Below are 17,434 nucleotides of genomic sequence, written 5' to 3'. Positions count from 1 at the left end.
TTATTTATTTTCATCTTAAGGTCAGGTTAATCATAGAGATGAACCTGAAGATATCAGGCGTTAAAGCGGGGGTGGGAATGGTTTTATGCCGATTTAAGTCAGACCGGCAGCAGAAAAGGCTAAATTTTTTTGATAGCTAAAACCTTTTCCAGCAATAGGTTTGTCTGATGTATCAATTTGTTTCAAGCTGTCTAATAGTGTCTCTACGAGACGATATTCAATCAGTTAACATGATGAGCAGCTTTTACTACCTTACCCTGCAATGCGATCCCACAGGCTGTTTTGTTCTGCATACCAAAGCCTGTGTCCGGCTTCCCGACGTGCCGCTTCGGGTATTTATCGGCACGTTTTATCATCCACGCGACGCGCTGCTGACCGCCAAAAGCAGAAAGGTGAATTCAAAACCCTGCTGCGAATGTCTGAAAGATATCGGCCGTTAAAGGCGGCGCTGGCAGTCACCTGGTCAACGCCCCGACTGAAAAAAGCGCAGCAGCGCGGCGCTAAGCTCTTCAGGCGCCTCTTCCGCCATATGATGACCGCTGTTAATCGCGTGGCCGCGCACATCCGGCGCCCAGAGCCGCCAGATAGCGAGTATGTCGCCGTACAACTCCTCCAGATCGTCCTGCTTCGACCATAAACATAAGGTCGGGCAGGTGATAAGACGTCCCGCCTCTCGATCCTGCGCCTCGTGCTCTCTGTCTATCGTCAAGCCTGCGCGATAGTCCTCAAGCATCCCGTGTACGGTGGCGGGATCGTGAATGGCTTGCCGGAACGCCTGATATTCTTCATCTCCCATCGTGTGCGGCTGCGGACCGTACCATTCGTCCGGATCGGCCAGAATCGCCCGTTCAGGCTTTTCAGGCTGGGCAAAGAAAAACCAGTGATACCACTGACGCGCGAACCTCTCGTTACAGCGTTCCAGAGCTTCAAGGATCGGAACAGAATCGAGAACCGCAAGGCGTGTGATGCTGTCGGGATAATCGAGCGCGGCGCGATAGGCGGTATAACTCCCTCGGTCATGGCCGACCAGCGCAAAGCGCGCAAAGCCAAGGTGGCGCATCAGCTCAATGCAGTCTTTCGCTTTCGCTCTTTTGGCAGAGCCAGCGTGATCCGGCAAATCGGCAGGCTTTGACGAGCGGCCGAAGCCGCGCAGGTCTGGGCAGACCACGGTAAAAAACTTAGCCAGCTGCGGCGCGACTTTTGACCAGGTGACATGGGTACGAGGATGGCCATGCAGCAGCATAAGCGGCGGGCCGCTTCCGCCATAGCGTACGTTGATTGTCGCGTCGGAAAGCGCTATTTCTGTATGAATAAATCCTTCAAACATATTTATTTTCCTGGCGGGCGGGTTGTACAGATTATAGCCACGATCGGCAGTGATTCATCTGGAGCATAAAGAGAGGCGGCAATGGAATTTCAGCATATGCGTATCGCCAGGCCGGTGAGCCTGCTGAGCAGAAGCGGTGAGATGTACGTCAGCGGGCTGGATCTGCAGATCATCGGCGAATTTCGCGATCACGATGGATTTAGCGGCTGTATGTTAGGGCGCGACGATTTGCCCTGGCATCTTGAATTTACGCAGTGTCATTTTCATCCGGTCACACCATCTCCGTCTGCCGAAGATCTGCTGGTGCTCTACGTGCCTGAGCAGGCTAGCTGGGCGAGGCGCTGCGCAAAGATGGATCAGGCTGGCTTTGTCAGGGTGAAATCGTTCAATCCCTACTGGGACAGGAGAGGCGTGACATTCCAGGATGCCGATGGCTATCGCGTTGTGATTCAGCAGAGGCGCTGGAGCGAGCGCTGATGACTATGCCGGGCCTGCATCTACAGCTACGGCCCGGCATGCTGGCGAAAATTAAATCTCGCCTGGTTTGATATTCGCCACCGGCGCCAGCACGTTGTCCGGCAGGGCGCGCAGCGACGCATTTTCCGCCACGCGCGTCGGCCAGTCGTGGTTGGCCAGCGCCGCCTTACCGATCGCCACAAAGTCGGCCCCTTGTTCAAGCTGCGCTTCAGCCAGGTCGCCGGTATCGAGGCCGCCGTTAACGATAAGCAGGGTATCCGGCGCCGCCTCGCGGGCGATAGCGGCAAAAGTCTGTTCGCCGTCGCTAAAGGCGGGTTTCCACGCCTGATATTCCGTCACGTGGATATAATCCACGCCCGCGGCCTGTAGCAGAGCGAACACTTTCGCCGCGCCCGCTTTACCTTCTTTCCATTTGTGATGGAAATCATTGACCTTGCCCTGCGAGATGCGCACGCCCAGGATGGCGTCAGGCCCGATTTGCGCCCGCACCGCCTTGATCACCGCCAGCGTCAGGCCCAGGCGCGCTTCGATGTCGCCGCCCCAGCGGTCGGTGCGCTGATTGGTGTAGTCGGTCAGGAACTGATCGAGCAGATAGCCATTGGCGGAGTGGATCTCGACGCCGTCAAAACCCGCCGCGTTGACCGCGCGCGCCGCGCTGGCGGCAAAGGCGCTAATCGCCTGCTGGATCTGCTCCTCGCTCATCGCCTCCGGCAGCGCATAGTCGCCCTGACCGTGGTAAAAGCCGAGCTGCTGGCCGACCGGCCGCACAGCCGAAGGGGCAACGGTCGATCGGCGATAGATATTGGCCTGCGACAGCGCGCCGCCATGGATAAGCTGCGCGATAAACACGGCGCCCTGGCTTTTCACTGCGTCGACCACCTTGCGCCAGCCCTCGACGTGCTCGTCGGTGACGATGCCAGGCTGAAAAGCGTAGGTCTGCGACCAGGCCTGGTCGACATAAAGCCCCTCGGAAATCACGCCGCCGAAACCGCCGCGCGCAAAGCTGGCGTAGTAGCGCTGCATGGTCTCGCCCGGCACGCCGGTTTCCGAGGCGGAGATGCGGGTCATCGGCGCCACCAGCGCGCGGTTGTTAAAGGGTGTAGCGTTGATAACGCCAGCCGTAAAAAGTTTTTTAGCCATTGGCAGGCTCTCCTGAGTGATTATCTACTGAAGCTATTGTAATGCAGCGGCAGGCGGCGAATAATCGCCAAAATCGACAAGCTGTATAACGGATAACGTTACAATGGACTTAAAGAACGTTGAGATTTTCTGCAGCATCGCCGACACAGGCAACCTTACCGAGACGGCCAGACGGGTTAACGCAACGGCCATGACCATTTCGCGACGGTTAGCGCAGCTGGAGAGCGAACTGGGCGTGCGCCTGTTTCAGCGCACCACCCGCGCGGTGTCGTTAACCAGCGAGGGCGAGGAGTTCCTGCCCTATGCGCGCCTGATGCTGGAGGCGGGAGAAACCGCCAAAAGCCTCTTTAATTCAGCATCGCAGGGCGCCAGCGGGCTGCTGCGCGTGACGGCGGCGTCAGAATTCGGCAAGCGCCATCTGCTGCCGCTGCTGCCTGCGCTGATGGAGGCGAACCCTGCGCTGCGGGTCGATCTCAACCTCAGCGACAGCGTGGTCGATATCGTCGGCCAGGGCTATGACATGGCGCTGCGGCTGGCGCCGCTGAAGGATTCGACGCTGGTGGCCCACCGGCTCGCCGATAATCCGCGCATACTCTGCGCCGCGCCCGGCTATCTGGCGCGCTACGGCCAGCCGACCCGCCTCAGCGATCTACAGCAGCATCGCTGCCTGAAAATTTCCGGGGTGGCGCACTGGATGTTCGAGCAGCACGGACAGGTGGTGAACTGCCCGATCGCCGCGCGCTTTAGCTGCAGCAGCGTCGAAGGCGTGCGGGAGATGTGCGTAGCGGGGATCGGCATCGCGCAGCTGACCTTTCTCGATATTCGCGACGAGCTGCGCCGGGGAGATCTGGTGGAGATTGCGCTGTCAGACGCCAGTCGACACGCGCTGGCGGTCTGGGCGCTGCTGCCGACCCGACAGTACACGCCTTATCGCACGACGCTGCTGCTGAAGGCGCTGAAAGCGGCCCTGCAGGAGTTCGATGCCGGGCAAAACGGTGAAAATCCGCCTTAACCGCCGCCGGAAAGGTGACGCGATGCCATACGGCAGAGACTCGCTTTTCCCGCCGGAGGCGATGCATCAGCGCCTGCTTTATTTATCAGTCGCGTCACGGATTAAATTAAAAACGAGGTTAACGTTAAGCGTTAATATCAGTCTCTTGCCCGATTAATTATCCATTAATATGCAATGCCATCTTTAACTCTCTCCATTTGAGTTAATTTGTTATTTAACGCTTTACTATATAAAACCCAGGCGAGATTAATTTTTTATGCATTTAACCGGAACTTTCCCATTGTTTAAGTGATATTCTGTGTCGCAGGGAAGAATGAGCAATGATAATTAACTTAAGTTTTTGATGATGGCTAAATCAGGGATGTTACTGGCGCTGTGCGTCAGCTTATTGGCAACTTCGGCTATGGCGGCGCCGTTAAATCCCGCCGACCGCGATTATATTCAAAATCAGCAGCAGCAGCGACTGAATCAGGATCAGCAGCAGCGCGACGCCCTGTGGCGCGCGGCGTCGCCTGAACGTATGCCCAAGGTGGCCTCCTCGCAAACCGGCCCCTGTTTTCCAGTCCACGCTGTCGATATTCGCGACGCTTCGCTGCTCTCTGCACGCCAGCGGGAAAAGATTGCCGCGCCCTATATTAACCGTTGTCTTAACTTAACGGAAATAAACGCGCTGGTGCACAGCATTTCCGACTGGTATATGCAGCGCGGCTATATTACCAGCAGGGCGTTTCTTACCGAACAGGATTTATCAAAGGGCAAACTGACTATTCCGGTGCTGGAAGGCAAGCTGGATGAAATTCGTCTTGAGGGCCAGCATCCGCACGCCCTGACGATGGCTTTTCCCGGGCTGGAAGGCAAAATCCTCAACCTGCGTGATATTGAGCAGGGCATGGAGCAGATTAACCGGGTGCGCAGCACGCCGGTGCAGATCGATATTCAGCCGTCGCCCAGAGCGGGCTATTCCGTAGTTAATCTTACCGCGAAGCCGGAATTTCCGCTGAGCGCCGCTGTGGGCGTTGACAACAGCGGACAGAAAAGCACCGGCGTCGGCCAGCTCAGCGCCTCGCTTACCGGCAATAACCTGCTTGGACTGGCGGACCGCTGGTTTATCAGCGGCGGACGCAGCAGCGCCTTTAGCGACTGGCGCGACGCGCAGAACCTGCAGGCGGGCGTCAGCGTGCCGTACGGCTACGGCCTGCTCGACTACAGCTACAGCTGGAGCAGCTATCACAGCAGCTTCGTCAACAACGGCTTTACCTGGCTGAGCAACGGCGACAACGTCGCGCACCGCCTGAGCGGCGCCTGGGTGCTGTTTCGCAACGGCGATATTAAAACCGGCGTGCAGCTCGGCCTGAACCATTACAGCAGCCATAACTTCCTCAACCACACGCTGCTCTCCGGCAGCAGCCGCAAAATCACCAGCCTGCAACTGGGGCTGAACCACACGCAAAAAATGTTCGGCGGCGTGGCCACGCTGAATCCGACCTTCAGCCGCGGCATGCCCTGGTTTGATGCCGAAAGCGACGCGGGAAAAAACAGCGAGCTGCCGAAGGCGCAGTTCCGCAAGTGGAGCCTCAGCGGCAGTTTCCAGCGCCCCCTGACGAACGATCTCTGGTGGCTCAGCAGCCTCTATGGCCAGTGGTCGCCCGATCGGCTTTACGGCAGCGAGCGCCTGACGCTCGGCGGCGAAAGCTCGGTGCGCGGCTTCAAAGAGCAGTATCTCTCCGGCGACGCCGGCGGTTATCTGCGTAATGAGCTCAGCTACCGCCTGTTCACGCTGCCGGTCATGGGCGAGGTCAGCGCGCTGGCCGCGGTGGACGGCGGCTGGCTGAAAAGCGACGCGCAGAACCGGGAAGCGACCGGCACGCTGTGGGGCGGCGCGGTCGGGCTCGGCACGCGCGGCCGTTACTTTTACACCCAGTACACCCTCGCTATTCCCCTCAGCTATCCCGGCTATCTGCAGCCGGATCGCGTCAGCATTTACGCCCGCGTCGGGCTGGTTTTCTAAGAGGCAAAGATTATGGACGATCGTCAACCTGTTTCCCTTGCCCGCCGCGCGCTGAGCTACCTCATCTGTTATCTGGTGGCCGTGCAGCCGATGCTGCCCGCCGTGGCGGCGCAGATTACGCCGGTCACGCCCGGCACGCAGATGGATGCCGCGGGCAACGGCGTGCCGGTGATCAATATCGCCACGCCGAACGGCGCGGGCGTTTCGCATAACCAGTACCAGCAGTACAACGTCGGGCAGGAAGGGCTGATCCTCAATAACGCCACCGGTCAGCTTAATCAGACGCAGCTGGGCGGCCTGATCCAGAACAACCCCAACCTGAAAGCCGGGCAGGAAGCGCGGGCGATCATCAACGAAGTCACGGGCGCGAACCGCTCCCAGCTGCAGGGCTACACCGAAGTGGCGGGCAAAGCCGCCAACGTGATGGTCGCCAACCCGTACGGCATTACCTGCAACGGCTGCGGCTTTATCAACACGCCGAACGTTACGCTCACCACCGGCAGGCCGCAGCTGGATGCAAACGGCAACCTCGCCGCGCTGGAGGTGAGCAAAGGCGCGGTGATCGTCGAGGGCAAAGGTCTGGACGGCAGCAGCGCGGACGCGGTGTCGATCGTCGCGCGCGCCACGGAAATCAATGCCGGCATTCATGCGAAAGATCTTTCGGTGACGGTGGGCGCGAACCGCGTCGGCGCAGACGGGTCAGTGACGCCGATCGCCGGCGAGGGCGCCGCGCCGTCGGTGGCGGTGGATACCGGCGCGCTGGGCGGCATGTACGCCAACCGCATTCGCCTGGTCTCCAGCGAAAAGGGCGTGGGGGTCAACCTCGGCAACCTGGTGGCGAAACAGGGCGATATCCAGCTCGACAGCAACGGCCAGCTGACGCTGAATACCAGCCTGAGCAGCGGCGCGCTGACGGCAAAAGGCGCGTCGGTCGCGCTAGGCGGCGATAATAAAGCGGCCGGGCAGATTGCCGTCAACGCGCAGAGGGATGTCGCCATCGGGCCGGGCGCGCTGGTGAGCGATGCCGGCATCGCCGTGTCGGCCAGCGGCAATCTCACCACGCAAGGCGCCAGCCTGACGGCGGGGCGGGATATCCGCTTAAGCGGCGGCGCGCTGTCGGCAGACCAGGAGAGCCGGGCAAATGCAGGCGAGACGATTCAGCTGCAGGCGGCTAAGCAGCTGAACAATGCCGGGCAGTTTACCGCTGGCAACACGCTCTCTGCCACCGCGCAGCAGCTCGATAACCGCGGTTCGCTTGCCGCGGCGGCCGCTACGCTCAGCGCGGGCACCTTAACCAACCACAGCGGCGCGACCCTTGCCGGCACCGACAGCCTGGCGGTGCGCAGCGATTATCTGCTCAACCAGGGCGTGCTCTCCGCACCTGCGCTGACCCTCGACAGCGCGCAAACCGACAATAGCGGGCTGCTGCAGGGCGCGGATGCGCTCAGCTTCAGCGGCAGTCAGCTCAATAACCTGGCGGGCGGCACCCTCAGCTCAAATAACGGCTTCTCGCTCTTTTTCCAGTCTCTCGATAACGGCGGCCTGATCGGCAGCGGCGCGACGCTGACGCTGGGCGGCGGCAGCCTGACCAACCGGGGTGAAATCAACGCCGCGAACCTGACGGCGCTCAATGAGACGATCGGTAACGGCCAGGGCGGGTCGCTGCTCGCGGAGCACCGCCTGCAGCTAAACAACAACGCGCTGGACAACAGCGGAAAGATCGCCGCCGAACAGCTGGCCCTTAACAGCGGCGCGGTGAGCAACAGCGGGACGCTGCAGGCGAAGCAGACGCTGGAGACGCAGGGCCAGCAGCTCGACAACCGCGGAACGGTGCTGAGCGACGGGCAGCTAACTCTCAATGCCGACACGCTCAGCAACGCAGGCGCGCTTCAGGGACAGCAGTTAACCGTCACCGCCAACAGCGGGCTGAACAGCGGCAAGGTGCTGAGCCTGGGGGATGCGTCGATCACTCTGAACCGCCTCAACAACAGCGGCAGCCTGCTCAGCCAGCAGGCGCTGCGGCTCAGCAGCGGGGAAACCGACAACGGCGGGCTGATTCAGGGCACCCGCGCGCTCAGCCTGACAGGACAACGCCTCACTAACCTGGCGCAAGGCACGGTCAGCTCTGAGAACAGCTTTGGGCTGAATCTGCCCGAGCTGAACAACCTGGGCCTGATCACCAGCGGCGGCACCCTGACGCTGGCCGGCGCCAGCCTGATCAACGGCGGCGAGATCAACGCGGCGGATATCCTTGCCAGCAACAACAGCTTCAGCAACCAGCAGGCGGCGCGGCTGCTGGCGGATAACGCCCTGCAGTTAAACAACGCCAGGCTGACTAACGGCGGAGAGATCGCCGCCGGTCAGCTGAACATCGACGGCGGCACCCTGGACAACAGCGGCATCCTACAGGGCAAGCAGGCGCTGCTCGCCGCAGTCCATCAGCTCAGCAACAGCGGCACCCTGCTGAGCGGCGGGGAGCTGAAGCTGGACGCCGGCCAGCTTGAAAACAGCGGCCTGATGCAGGGCGAGCGACTGAACCTGACGGCCGCCGACTGGCAAAACCGCGGCAACGCGCTCAGCGTCGGCGACGCGCAGCTGAAGGCTGACAGCCTGAACAACAGCGGCAAGATCCTGGGACAGCAGGGCGTGCAGCTGCAGGCGGGCAAAACAGACAACAGCGGCTGGCTGCTGGCGCAGGTGCTGACGCTACAGAGCGATCTGGTGAACAGCGGGCTGATGCAGGGCACGGACGCGCTGACGCTCCAGGGCAGCCAGCTCAGCAACCAGGCGAGCGGTCAGCTGCTCAGCGGCGGTACGCTGGCGGTGCAGGGCGATAATCTCACTAATCAGGGCAGCCTGCAGGGCGACCGGCTCGACCTGCGGGTAAACCGCTGGCAGAACCCGGGCAGCGCGCGCGCTGCCTCGCAGCTTACCGCAGAGGTCAGCGGCCTGCTGGATAACGGCGGAGCGCTGCTGAGCGAGAAGCGTTTTGACCTGACCAGCGGCGAGACGCGCAATGCCGGTACGCTGGCGGCGGACCAGCTTAATGTCACGGCAGCGAATCTCTCTAACGCGGGTCTGCTGCAGGGCAACAACGCGCTCACCCTCAGCAGCGAGACTATTGCCAACGCAGTCGGCGGCCAGCTTATCAGCGGCTCCTCGCTGCTGCTCTCGCCGGTGACACTCACCAACGCCGGACTGCTGCAGGTCTCTGGCGACTTCGACTTAAACGGACGCGACTTCAGCAACAGCGGACGGGTCACGGCGGACAACGTCACCACCCGTCTGACCGGCACGTTCAGCAACGACGACGCCGGGGTGCTGCTGGCGCGTCAGCAGGCGACGCTGCAGGCCGCGACGCTGGACAACGCCGGCACGCTGGCCGCGCAGCAGCTCGCTGCGTCAGGCGATACGCTGACTAACCGCGGTCTTGTGCAGGGCGACGCGGCGCTTTCGGCCGATTTTGGTCAGATCGACAATCTGAGCGCGGGCACGCTGCTGAGCGGCGGCGATCTCGGCCTGCAGGCAAACAGCGGCAACAACGCTGGCGCGATGCAGGGCAGCGATCTGCACTATCAGTTCGGCGCGTTGACCAACAGCGGCACGATAAACGGCATCGCGACGCTGACCGGCACCACCGCCGGGCTGCTCGACAACAGCGGTGCGATGGTGACAAAAGGCAGCGCCAGCCTGACGGCGGGTCGGCTGGACAACCGCGGCAGGCTGATGGCGGATAGCCTGGCGCTGCGCGGCGATACGCTCAGCAACGGCGGGCTGTGGCAGGGCAGCACGCTGCTGGACGCGCAGGCGACGGGCGACATCACGCAGACATCGTCCGGCAAAGCCCTGAGCGGCGGCGATCTGCTGCTCAGTGCGCGCGACCTGAATACCGACGGCACGCTGCAGGGCAACGGCGTGCAGATCGACGCTGAGAGCTGGCAGCATCAGGGCTCGCTGATAAGCAGCGGCAACCTCACGGCGTCGATCGGCGGCGCGCTGCGCAACCGCGGCGAGGTGATGTCGCAGGGCGCTTCGCTGATTACCGCGCAGGATACCGAGAACAGCGGCTCGCTGCTGGCAGAAAAAGCGATGACGCTGCGGGGCGGCGTGCTCAACAACGGCGGCACCCTGCAGGGCGAGACGCTGACCATTACGCCCGCCAGCGTTACCAATCAGGGCAGCCTGATCGGTCTGCAGTCGCTGACGCTGGGCCCGGCTGCTGCGGTCCGCGGCCTGCGCCTGCTGGCGGCGCAGGCACAGCCGGCGCGCGTCTTGATCAATAACCCCGGCGGGCAGCTGCTGACGCAGGGCACGCTAAGCATTACCGGCGATACCGTCACCAATAACGGAACCTGGCAGGGGCAGCAAATTCTGCTGAACGCCACGAGCCTCGCTAACGGCGGCGCGATCCAGAGCGCCGACGCCATGCAGCTCAGCCTGCGCGACCGGCTCTCATCCTCGGCGGGCAGTAAAATCACCGCGAACGGCGCCGCCGCGCTCAGTGCGCTCAGCCTCAGCAATCAGGGAGAGTGGATAGCGAAAAACCTGACGCTGAACGGGAGCACGTTAGATAACAGCGGAGAGATTTCCGGCGTTAACGGGCTAACGACCCTGCTCGGCAATACGCTGACGCAGCAGCAGAACGGCTCGCTGCTTAGCGGCGGCCGGCTGGAGCTGCAGGCCGCCGCCGTCAACAACGCCGGACGGGCGCAGGGCGCGGATCTGATCATGACCACCGGCGCCGTCGCCAACAGCGGGCGTCTGCAGGGCGACACCAACCTGCTGCTCAGCGCCAGCGGCCGCGTGACCAATGAGGGCAGCGGCACGCTGCTCAGCCAGAGCGGACTGACGCTCACCACGCCGGAGCTGTATAACTACGGCCTGATTCAGGGCGCCAACAGCCGCCTCACCGCAAACAATTCGGCAACCAATACCGGCAGAGTGCTGTCGGCCGGCGAGCTGACGCTGAACGCGCCGCAGCTGACCAATAGCGGCTGGCTGCAGGCGACGCAGCTGACGCTGAATGCGGCAAACGCCAGCAACAGCGGCACGCTGCTGGCCGATGGACAAGGCACGCTGACCGGCGCGCAGCTGCAAAATCAGGGCACCGCGCAGGGCGGCAGCCTGACGGTGAACTACGCGCAGCTCACTAACAGTGGAACGCTGCTGGGCGTCAGTCAGCTTAACGTGAAGGCGTCGCAGGTGACGCAGCAGGCGATCGGCAGACTCTTCAGCGGCGGCAACCTGCTACTGGAGAGCGGCGGCTTCGATCAGCTGGGTCAGGTGGTGGCGCTCGGCGACGCCGCCCTGAACCTGATTAACGGCTTTACCGCCCGCAACACGCTGGCGGCGGGCAATCGGCTCAGCATCAGCAGCAACGGCGCGATCGATAATCAGGGCACCCTGCAGGGCCAGGCGCTGACGCTGAGCGCGGGCGGCGATTTGACCAATAACGGCCAGATCACCACCGGAACCGGCGACAGCAGCCTGAGCGGCAGCCGTATCGCCCTGAACGGCAGCGGCACGTTACAGGGCGGCGGCAACGTCAGCCTGAACAGCCGCAGCGACATCACGGTCGATGGTTTTACCGGTACGCTGGGCAGTCTGACCCTGAGTTCGCCAGGCAGCATCGTCAACGCTGCGCTGCTCTATGCCGGGCAAAACCTGGCGCTCTATGCGAACAGCATCCGCAACCAGCGCGGGGATATGCTGGCGGGCGACAGCCTGTGGATGCAGGGCGATGCGGCGGGAAATGCTAACGGCGAGGTGATCAATACGTCGGGCACCATTGAGTCGCAGAATGGCGATATCACTATCAGGACCGGGCATCTGCTGAATACGCGGGATGGGCTAAGTACTCATGATGAGGTCACTCAGTTAGCTACTCCGTCATGGGCGAATGGTACCAATGTCAGGATCCCGTTTACGTGGTTTAAGTCCAGCGATTACAGCCAATACATTAGTGGTACCCAATATCATCACGGTCATGGGGATGACTGGGAAACCCATACATACAGCTACAGACCCAACGCTGATGTTCAGGTGCAAAAGGTGGCGTATCAGTCGATTGCCGTGACCGCCACTGCCAACGGAGGTGCAGGACGTATTGCGGCGGGCAGGGATCTGAATGTACAGGCCGCGCAGCTGGACAATTCCGCGTCCACTCTGCTTGCCCGTAACAATATGGCGCTGTCGGGCGATCAGCTGAATAACCAGAGCTGGACGGATGGCACGACAACGGTTTACCAGATCTACCGTTATAACGGCGGCGCGTCCTCAAGCTCATTTGGCTACACGCTAGATGGCAGCCCGGTATATGAAACGACCGGCAGTGGCAACGTCTACCGCAGCGTCATTCAGGCGGGGAATACCATCAATGCTGACTTCAGTCAGAACATCAGCAACACCTCCACCGATCCGCATGTTAGCGGAATTGTAAACACGCTTAACGCACCGGTATTAAACACGCTGCCTCAGCAGACGATAGGTGGAAAGGCTCAGAAGCAATCACCTGGAACCGCAGACAAAGTCGCGGTGAACTCCCCTGCGTGGAAAGACCAGGTCCAGAACGCACTTCTACAGATCAACGGCGCTGGTGCGCTGGCAGCGGAAAGCAATGATATTAAACCCCTTGCTGACAGGTCCGTCAGCCAGAAAGGCCGCGTCGGTTTTGGTGTGTCAAATGCCCTGAAAGATGCCGGGTCTGATGCCAAAGGAACCACGCTGAAAAACTTTCAGGGTAAAGCGGTTGATATTAGCGCGTATCCGATACCAGTCAGTGACAACGGCTATTTTGTTGTTTCCACCAGCTCCTCAAGTCCTTATCTCATCACGGTCAACCCGAAGCTGGATGGGATGGGTCAGCTGGACACGCGTCTGTTTAGCGATCTCAATACGCTGCTGGGCAAACAGCCTGGCAGCGCGCCAAAGGAAAATCGCCAGCAGTATACGGATGCGAATGCTTTCCTTGGCTCTTCATACCTGCTTGACCGCCTCAATCTGAAACCTGAGCGAGACTATCGATTCCTCGGCGATGCGGCTTTTGATACCCGTTACGTCAGCAATGTGGTGCTAAACCAGACCGGCAGCCAGTATCTGAATGGCATTGGGTCGGATCTGGAACAGATGCAGTATTTGATGGATAACGCTGCTGCGGCTAAACAGTCGCTGGGGCTGCAGTTTGGCGTCTCACTTTCCGCCGATCAGATCGCCTCTCTCGACCATAGCATTCTGTGGTGGGAGTCGACGACCATTAACGGCGAAACCGTCATGGTGCCCAAACTCTACCTTTCAGCCAAAGATACCGCCGTTAATAACGGTAGCGTGATCGCCGCTAAAAATGTCAACCTGACCGCCGGCTCATTAACCAACAGCGGCAGTACGGTGCTGGCATCAGACAGCCTGTCTCTCGATAGTCAGAACAGTATTAGCAACCTGAATGATGGGCTGGTGAAAGCGGGTAACAGCCTGAATCTCAGCGCAATAGGTGATATCAACAATGTCAGCAGCGTCCTTCAGGGCAAAACCGTCGCACTGGAAACGCTGAATGGCAGCATCAACAACATCACGTTATCTAATCCACTCGGGATAGTCAGTAATAGCCTGAAAAATGTTCAGACTGGCAGCATTGCCGCCATCACTGCAGGCCAATCCTTAACACTCAATGCGGGTAAAGATATTACGCTTGAAGGAGCGTCCCTCTCATCAGGCAGCAATCTGTTAATGAGCGCCTGGGGCGACATTGCCCTGAATGCCAATCAGTTAGCCACTACATCCGGCAGTGGTTATAAGCCAGTTCAGAACGATAAAGTCTCCTATCAGGGAAGCCGCATCAGTGCTGGTGGTAACCTTGTTATTGAGGCCGGACACGATGTGGCGATTACGGCCAGTGATGTTACTGCCAAAGGCAATGCCACCCTCAGCGCGGCAAACAATCTGCAGCTTAACGCCGCCCAAACCAGTGAGAGCAGCAAGCAGAGCAAGGGGAATAAGGAAACGCACAGCTCTGGTTCTGATCGCACGACAATTTCTTCGGGTGGGGATCTGGTACTGGCTGCAGGGCAGGATCTCACCAGCCAGGCAGCAGCGATTGTTGCAGACGGCGATGTCGGGCTGCAGGCCGGACGCGATATCAACCTGAACGCGGAAGAGAGCCGAACCGGCAACAGCGAACGCGGCAGCAAGAAAACCGTTATTAATGAAACGATACGTCAGCAGGGCACTGAAATAGCCAGTGGCGGAAATATCAGTCTGAACGCAGGTCATGACATCACCAGCAAGGCAAGTGACGTGACGGCTCAACAGGATATTGCGTTACAGGCCGGTAATAACGTGGATCTGGGTACTGCGACAGAAAGCGATTATTACTACAAAGAAGAGACCAAAACCAAAAAAGGTCTGTTCAGTAAGAAGACAACACATACCATTCAGGAAGACAGCGCCACCCGTGAAAAAGGCACTCTGCTAAGCGGTAATAATGTCTCTGTTTCCGCTGGTAATGACTTGATGGTGACAGGATCGCAGGTAGCCGGTGACGGCAAGGTTGCCCTGAGCGCGGGCAATAATGTTGAAATTTTCGCCGCAACGAACACGGATTCAACCTGGCGATTCTCAGAAACCCACAAAAGTGGCCTGATGGGCACGGGCGGGCTCGGGATCAGTATCGGCAGCAGCAAAACGCTCCATGAGGTTAAGGATAAAGGCACCACGCAGAGTCAGAGCGTAAGCACGGTGGGCAGCACCGCCGGAGATGTTTCCATTACGGCGGGTAAGCAGCTGCAGGTCAACGGGGCCGATCTGATTGCCGGTGGCAACATGTCACTTCAGGGCGACAGCATAGCCATCACACCGGGTCATGACCTGCGTACGCGTGATGAACGATTTGAGCAACGCACGAGCGGCCTGACGCTGGCGCTTTCAGGAGCCGTCGCTGAAGCGGTTAACAGCGCGGTTGCCGCAGCGCAGTCGGCAAAACAGGAAAGTGACGGACGACTCGCCGCTCTGCAGGCGACAAAGGCTGTCCTTTCCGGGGTGCAGGCCAGTCAGGCAAGTCAGCTGGCGCAGGCAAAGGGCGATCCTAATAACGGGGTAGGCATCAGCATTTCGCTGACCACTCAACAATCAAAATCGCAACAGCATCAGGCCTCTGATACTGTCAGCGGCTCGACAATCAACGCCGGTAAAAATCTGAGTATCGATGCGACCGGTAAAGGTAACGGGGTCAACAGCGGGAACCTGCTGATTGCAGGCAGTCAGCTGAAAGCCGGCGGGGATACCTCTTTACAAGCAGCCAATGACATCACCCTGACGGGCGCTGCCAGTACGCAACAGACTACCGGAAAGAACAGCAGCAGCGGTGGCGGAATAGGACTCAGCTTTGGCGTCGGTTCAGGAAGTGCAGGTCTCAGTATCTTTGCCAGCGCCAATGGCGCTAAAGGTCATGAAAAGGGCAACGGTACTGTCTGGAGTGAAACCACGCTGGACAGCGGAGGAGACGTATCTATCACCAGCGGCCACGATACCACACTCAGCGGTGCGCAGGTAAATGGCAACAGCGTCAGGGCAGATATCGGGCGCGATCTGACGATAACGAGTCTGCAGGACAGTGATAATTACGATTCGAAGCAGACCAGCTTTGGCGCAGGCGGCAGCTTTACCATCGGCTCCATGACGGGATCGGGCTACATCAATGTCAGCCAGGACAAAATGCACAGCAACTATGACAGCGTGCAGGAGCAGAGCGGTATTTATGCCGGGAAAGGCGGCTTCGACGTTATCGTTGGCAACCACACCCAGCTGAACGGCGCCGTTATCGCCAGCCAGGCTGACGCCGACAAAAACCGTCTCGATACCGGAACCCTGGGCTTTACGGATATTCATAACGAGGCGGATTACAAAACCGAGCATCAGGGTATCGGAATCAGCTCTGGCGCGAGCATGGGTGGACAGTTTGCCGGTAATATGGCGAACACTCTTCTTGCCGGGGCCGGCAGCAAGGGGCATGCTGAAGGCACTACACAATCTGCAGTGGCTGAAGGTACGATTGTGGTTCGCGATCAGGCAAACCAGCAGCAGAGCCTTGCTGACCTGAGTCGTGATACTGAGCATGCTAACCACAGCATCAGTCCGATCTTTAACAAAGAGAAAGAGCAAAAGCGTCTCCAGACCGCGCAGCTGATAGGCGAGATTGGGGGGCAGGTTGCAGATATAGCGCGGACGCAGGGCGACATCAACGGACTTAACGCGGCGAAAGAGAAACTTGGTCCGCTAAAAGAGAATGCCACGGAGAAAGAGCGTGCGGCCTATCTGGATATGCTGCGTGACTCGCCAGAATACAAAGCCGAAATGCAGAAGTTCGGCACTGGTAGTAGCCTGCAAAGAGGGATTCAGGCGGCAACGTCGGCGGTTCAGGGGCTGGCGGGCGGCAATATCGGGCAGGCGGTGACCGGCTCGATGGCGCCTTATCTTGCTGAAGTCATTCACAATATGACCACCACGAAAGGCCCGGATGGGAAAAACGTGGTGAACATCGAAGCGAACCTGATAGCGCACGCGGTAGTGGGGGCGGTAACGGCTTACGCGGCGGGCAACAGCGCGCTGGCGGGCGCATCGGGCGCAGTGATGGGCGAGTATATCGCGCAGCAGCTTTACCCAGACGTTAAGCGGGAAGACCTGAGCGAAGAGCAGAAGCAAACGATAAGTGCGCTGGGCACGCTGGCGGCGGGTCTGGCAGGCGGCGTTGCCGGAGGCAGCATAGCGGATGCGGTTGCCGGAGCGCAGGCGGGTAAAAATTCGGCGGAAAACAACAACCTTTTATCACTAAGGGCAACCCCGGTGCTTGTTCCGGGGTTGCCGCTTAGTCCAGGCGATAAAGTTGTTTTGGACGCTAACAACAATATTGCATCGGAACTGGATAAGGCTCTGAGCGGGTCAGTCGTCGAGGCAGATACGCCGCCGATTACTGATGGCCCCTCAATCGTTGAAGAACGTGATGACGCTGCAAAATCCCGCGATCCGAATGTGGCAAAAGATCTGACGGATGCGGAAAAAGCGGAGCTGGGTGGTTCGGGATCGGGAACACCGGGAGGACATGAGCCAGAGGATGAAGAATCTGGGCGTAACAATAGCAGTTCACTGGATCCTAAAAACCGAGCGCAACATGAAGAATATGTAGACTCTTTACGTGCCTCGATGGAAAAGCCAGATGTCAAAGATGAAAATCTTAAAAATTTAATTAATGATCTTTATAGACCTAATGCGAAAGTTGGTAGCGGAAGTACTGCGGATGCTGTCCGCTATGAACTGGCAACAGGAGAAAAAGTTGGGGGGCGAGGCCATATTGAAAAAGCTCAGACATATTCTAAAGCACTTCAGGATTGGTTAAATAAAAATCCTCAAGCTTCTCAGGTAGATAGGGCTGCGGCTGAGAACGTGTTGAAAGATATGCAAAATGCTCTCAAAGGGAAATAGT

At 59.4% G+C, this 17,434-nt stretch carries 7 protein-coding genes; 5 read left to right on the top strand and 2 right to left on the bottom strand.

The features are described from left to right. Positions 1 to 230 precede the first annotated feature (230 nt). Positions 231 to 440 (top strand): hypothetical protein, encoded by a 210-nt coding sequence (locus AC6I7Z_RS10655; RefSeq protein ID WP_497814191.1) that lies wholly within the window; start codon positions 231 to 233, stop codon positions 438 to 440. A gap of 23 nt (positions 441 to 463) precedes the next feature. Here the strand turns inward: AC6I7Z_RS10655 and AC6I7Z_RS10650 are convergent, their stop codons facing one another. Beyond that, on the bottom strand, positions 464 to 1,327 hold the full coding sequence (locus AC6I7Z_RS10650) for an alpha/beta fold hydrolase (protein ID WP_497814190.1): 864 nt from the start codon (positions 1,325 to 1,327) through the stop codon (positions 464 to 466). Between the two features lie 81 nt (positions 1,328 to 1,408). On the opposite strand from AC6I7Z_RS10650, the gene AC6I7Z_RS10645 reads away from it, so the two are divergent. Next, the gene (locus AC6I7Z_RS10645; RefSeq protein WP_497814189.1) at positions 1,409 to 1,804 is read left to right on the top strand and encodes a VOC family protein; all 396 of its coding nucleotides are present in this window, start codon (positions 1,409 to 1,411) and stop codon (positions 1,802 to 1,804) included. 51 nt (positions 1,805 to 1,855) lie between these two features. Here AC6I7Z_RS10645 and AC6I7Z_RS10640 read toward each other — a convergent pair whose 3' ends face one another. Further along, entirely contained in the window at positions 1,856 to 2,944 is a 1,089-nt protein-coding gene (locus tag AC6I7Z_RS10640; RefSeq protein ID WP_497814188.1) for an oxidoreductase, read from the bottom strand. Between the two features lie 103 nt (positions 2,945 to 3,047). Between AC6I7Z_RS10640 and AC6I7Z_RS10635 the strand changes: the two genes are divergently transcribed. From AC6I7Z_RS10635 to AC6I7Z_RS10625, 3 genes are all read left to right on the top strand, one after another. Continuing rightward, the gene (locus tag AC6I7Z_RS10635) at positions 3,048 to 3,956 is read left to right on the top strand and encodes a LysR family transcriptional regulator (RefSeq protein ID WP_497814187.1); all 909 of its coding nucleotides are present in this window, start codon (positions 3,048 to 3,050) and stop codon (positions 3,954 to 3,956) included. A 343-nt stretch (positions 3,957 to 4,299) separates the two neighbouring features. Continuing rightward, positions 4,300 to 5,964, top strand: a complete 1,665-nt coding sequence (locus AC6I7Z_RS10630) for a ShlB/FhaC/HecB family hemolysin secretion/activation protein (protein ID WP_497814186.1) — start codon at positions 4,300 to 4,302, stop codon at positions 5,962 to 5,964. Positions 5,965 to 5,976: 12 nt separating this feature from the next. Next, positions 5,977 to 17,433 (top strand): hemagglutinin repeat-containing protein, encoded by an 11,457-nt coding sequence (locus AC6I7Z_RS10625; RefSeq protein ID WP_497814185.1) that lies wholly within the window; start codon positions 5,977 to 5,979, stop codon positions 17,431 to 17,433. Position 17,434: the final 1 nt, after the last annotated feature.

The organism is Pantoea sp. X-Soil-MYKO-1289 (genome assembly GCF_059730625.1).
Note: the sequence above shows the minus strand (reverse complement) of the source record. Positions and strands in the feature narration are given on the sequence as shown.

Coding starts and splice junctions, on each gene's coding strand:
- AC6I7Z_RS10625 (WP_497814185.1), top strand. CDS start 5,977: ATGGACGATCGTCAACCTGTTTCCCTTGCCCGCCGCGCGCTGAGCTAC.
- AC6I7Z_RS10640 (WP_497814188.1), bottom strand. CDS start 2,944: ATGGCTAAAAAACTTTTTACGGCTGGCGTTATCAACGCTACACCCTTT.
- AC6I7Z_RS10655 (WP_497814191.1), top strand. CDS start 231: ATGATGAGCAGCTTTTACTACCTTACCCTGCAATGCGATCCCACAGGC.
- AC6I7Z_RS10650 (WP_497814190.1), bottom strand. CDS start 1,327: ATGTTTGAAGGATTTATTCATACAGAAATAGCGCTTTCCGACGCGACA.
- AC6I7Z_RS10630 (WP_497814186.1), top strand. CDS start 4,300: ATGATGGCTAAATCAGGGATGTTACTGGCGCTGTGCGTCAGCTTATTG.
- AC6I7Z_RS10645 (WP_497814189.1), top strand. CDS start 1,409: ATGGAATTTCAGCATATGCGTATCGCCAGGCCGGTGAGCCTGCTGAGC.
- AC6I7Z_RS10635 (WP_497814187.1), top strand. CDS start 3,048: ATGGACTTAAAGAACGTTGAGATTTTCTGCAGCATCGCCGACACAGGC.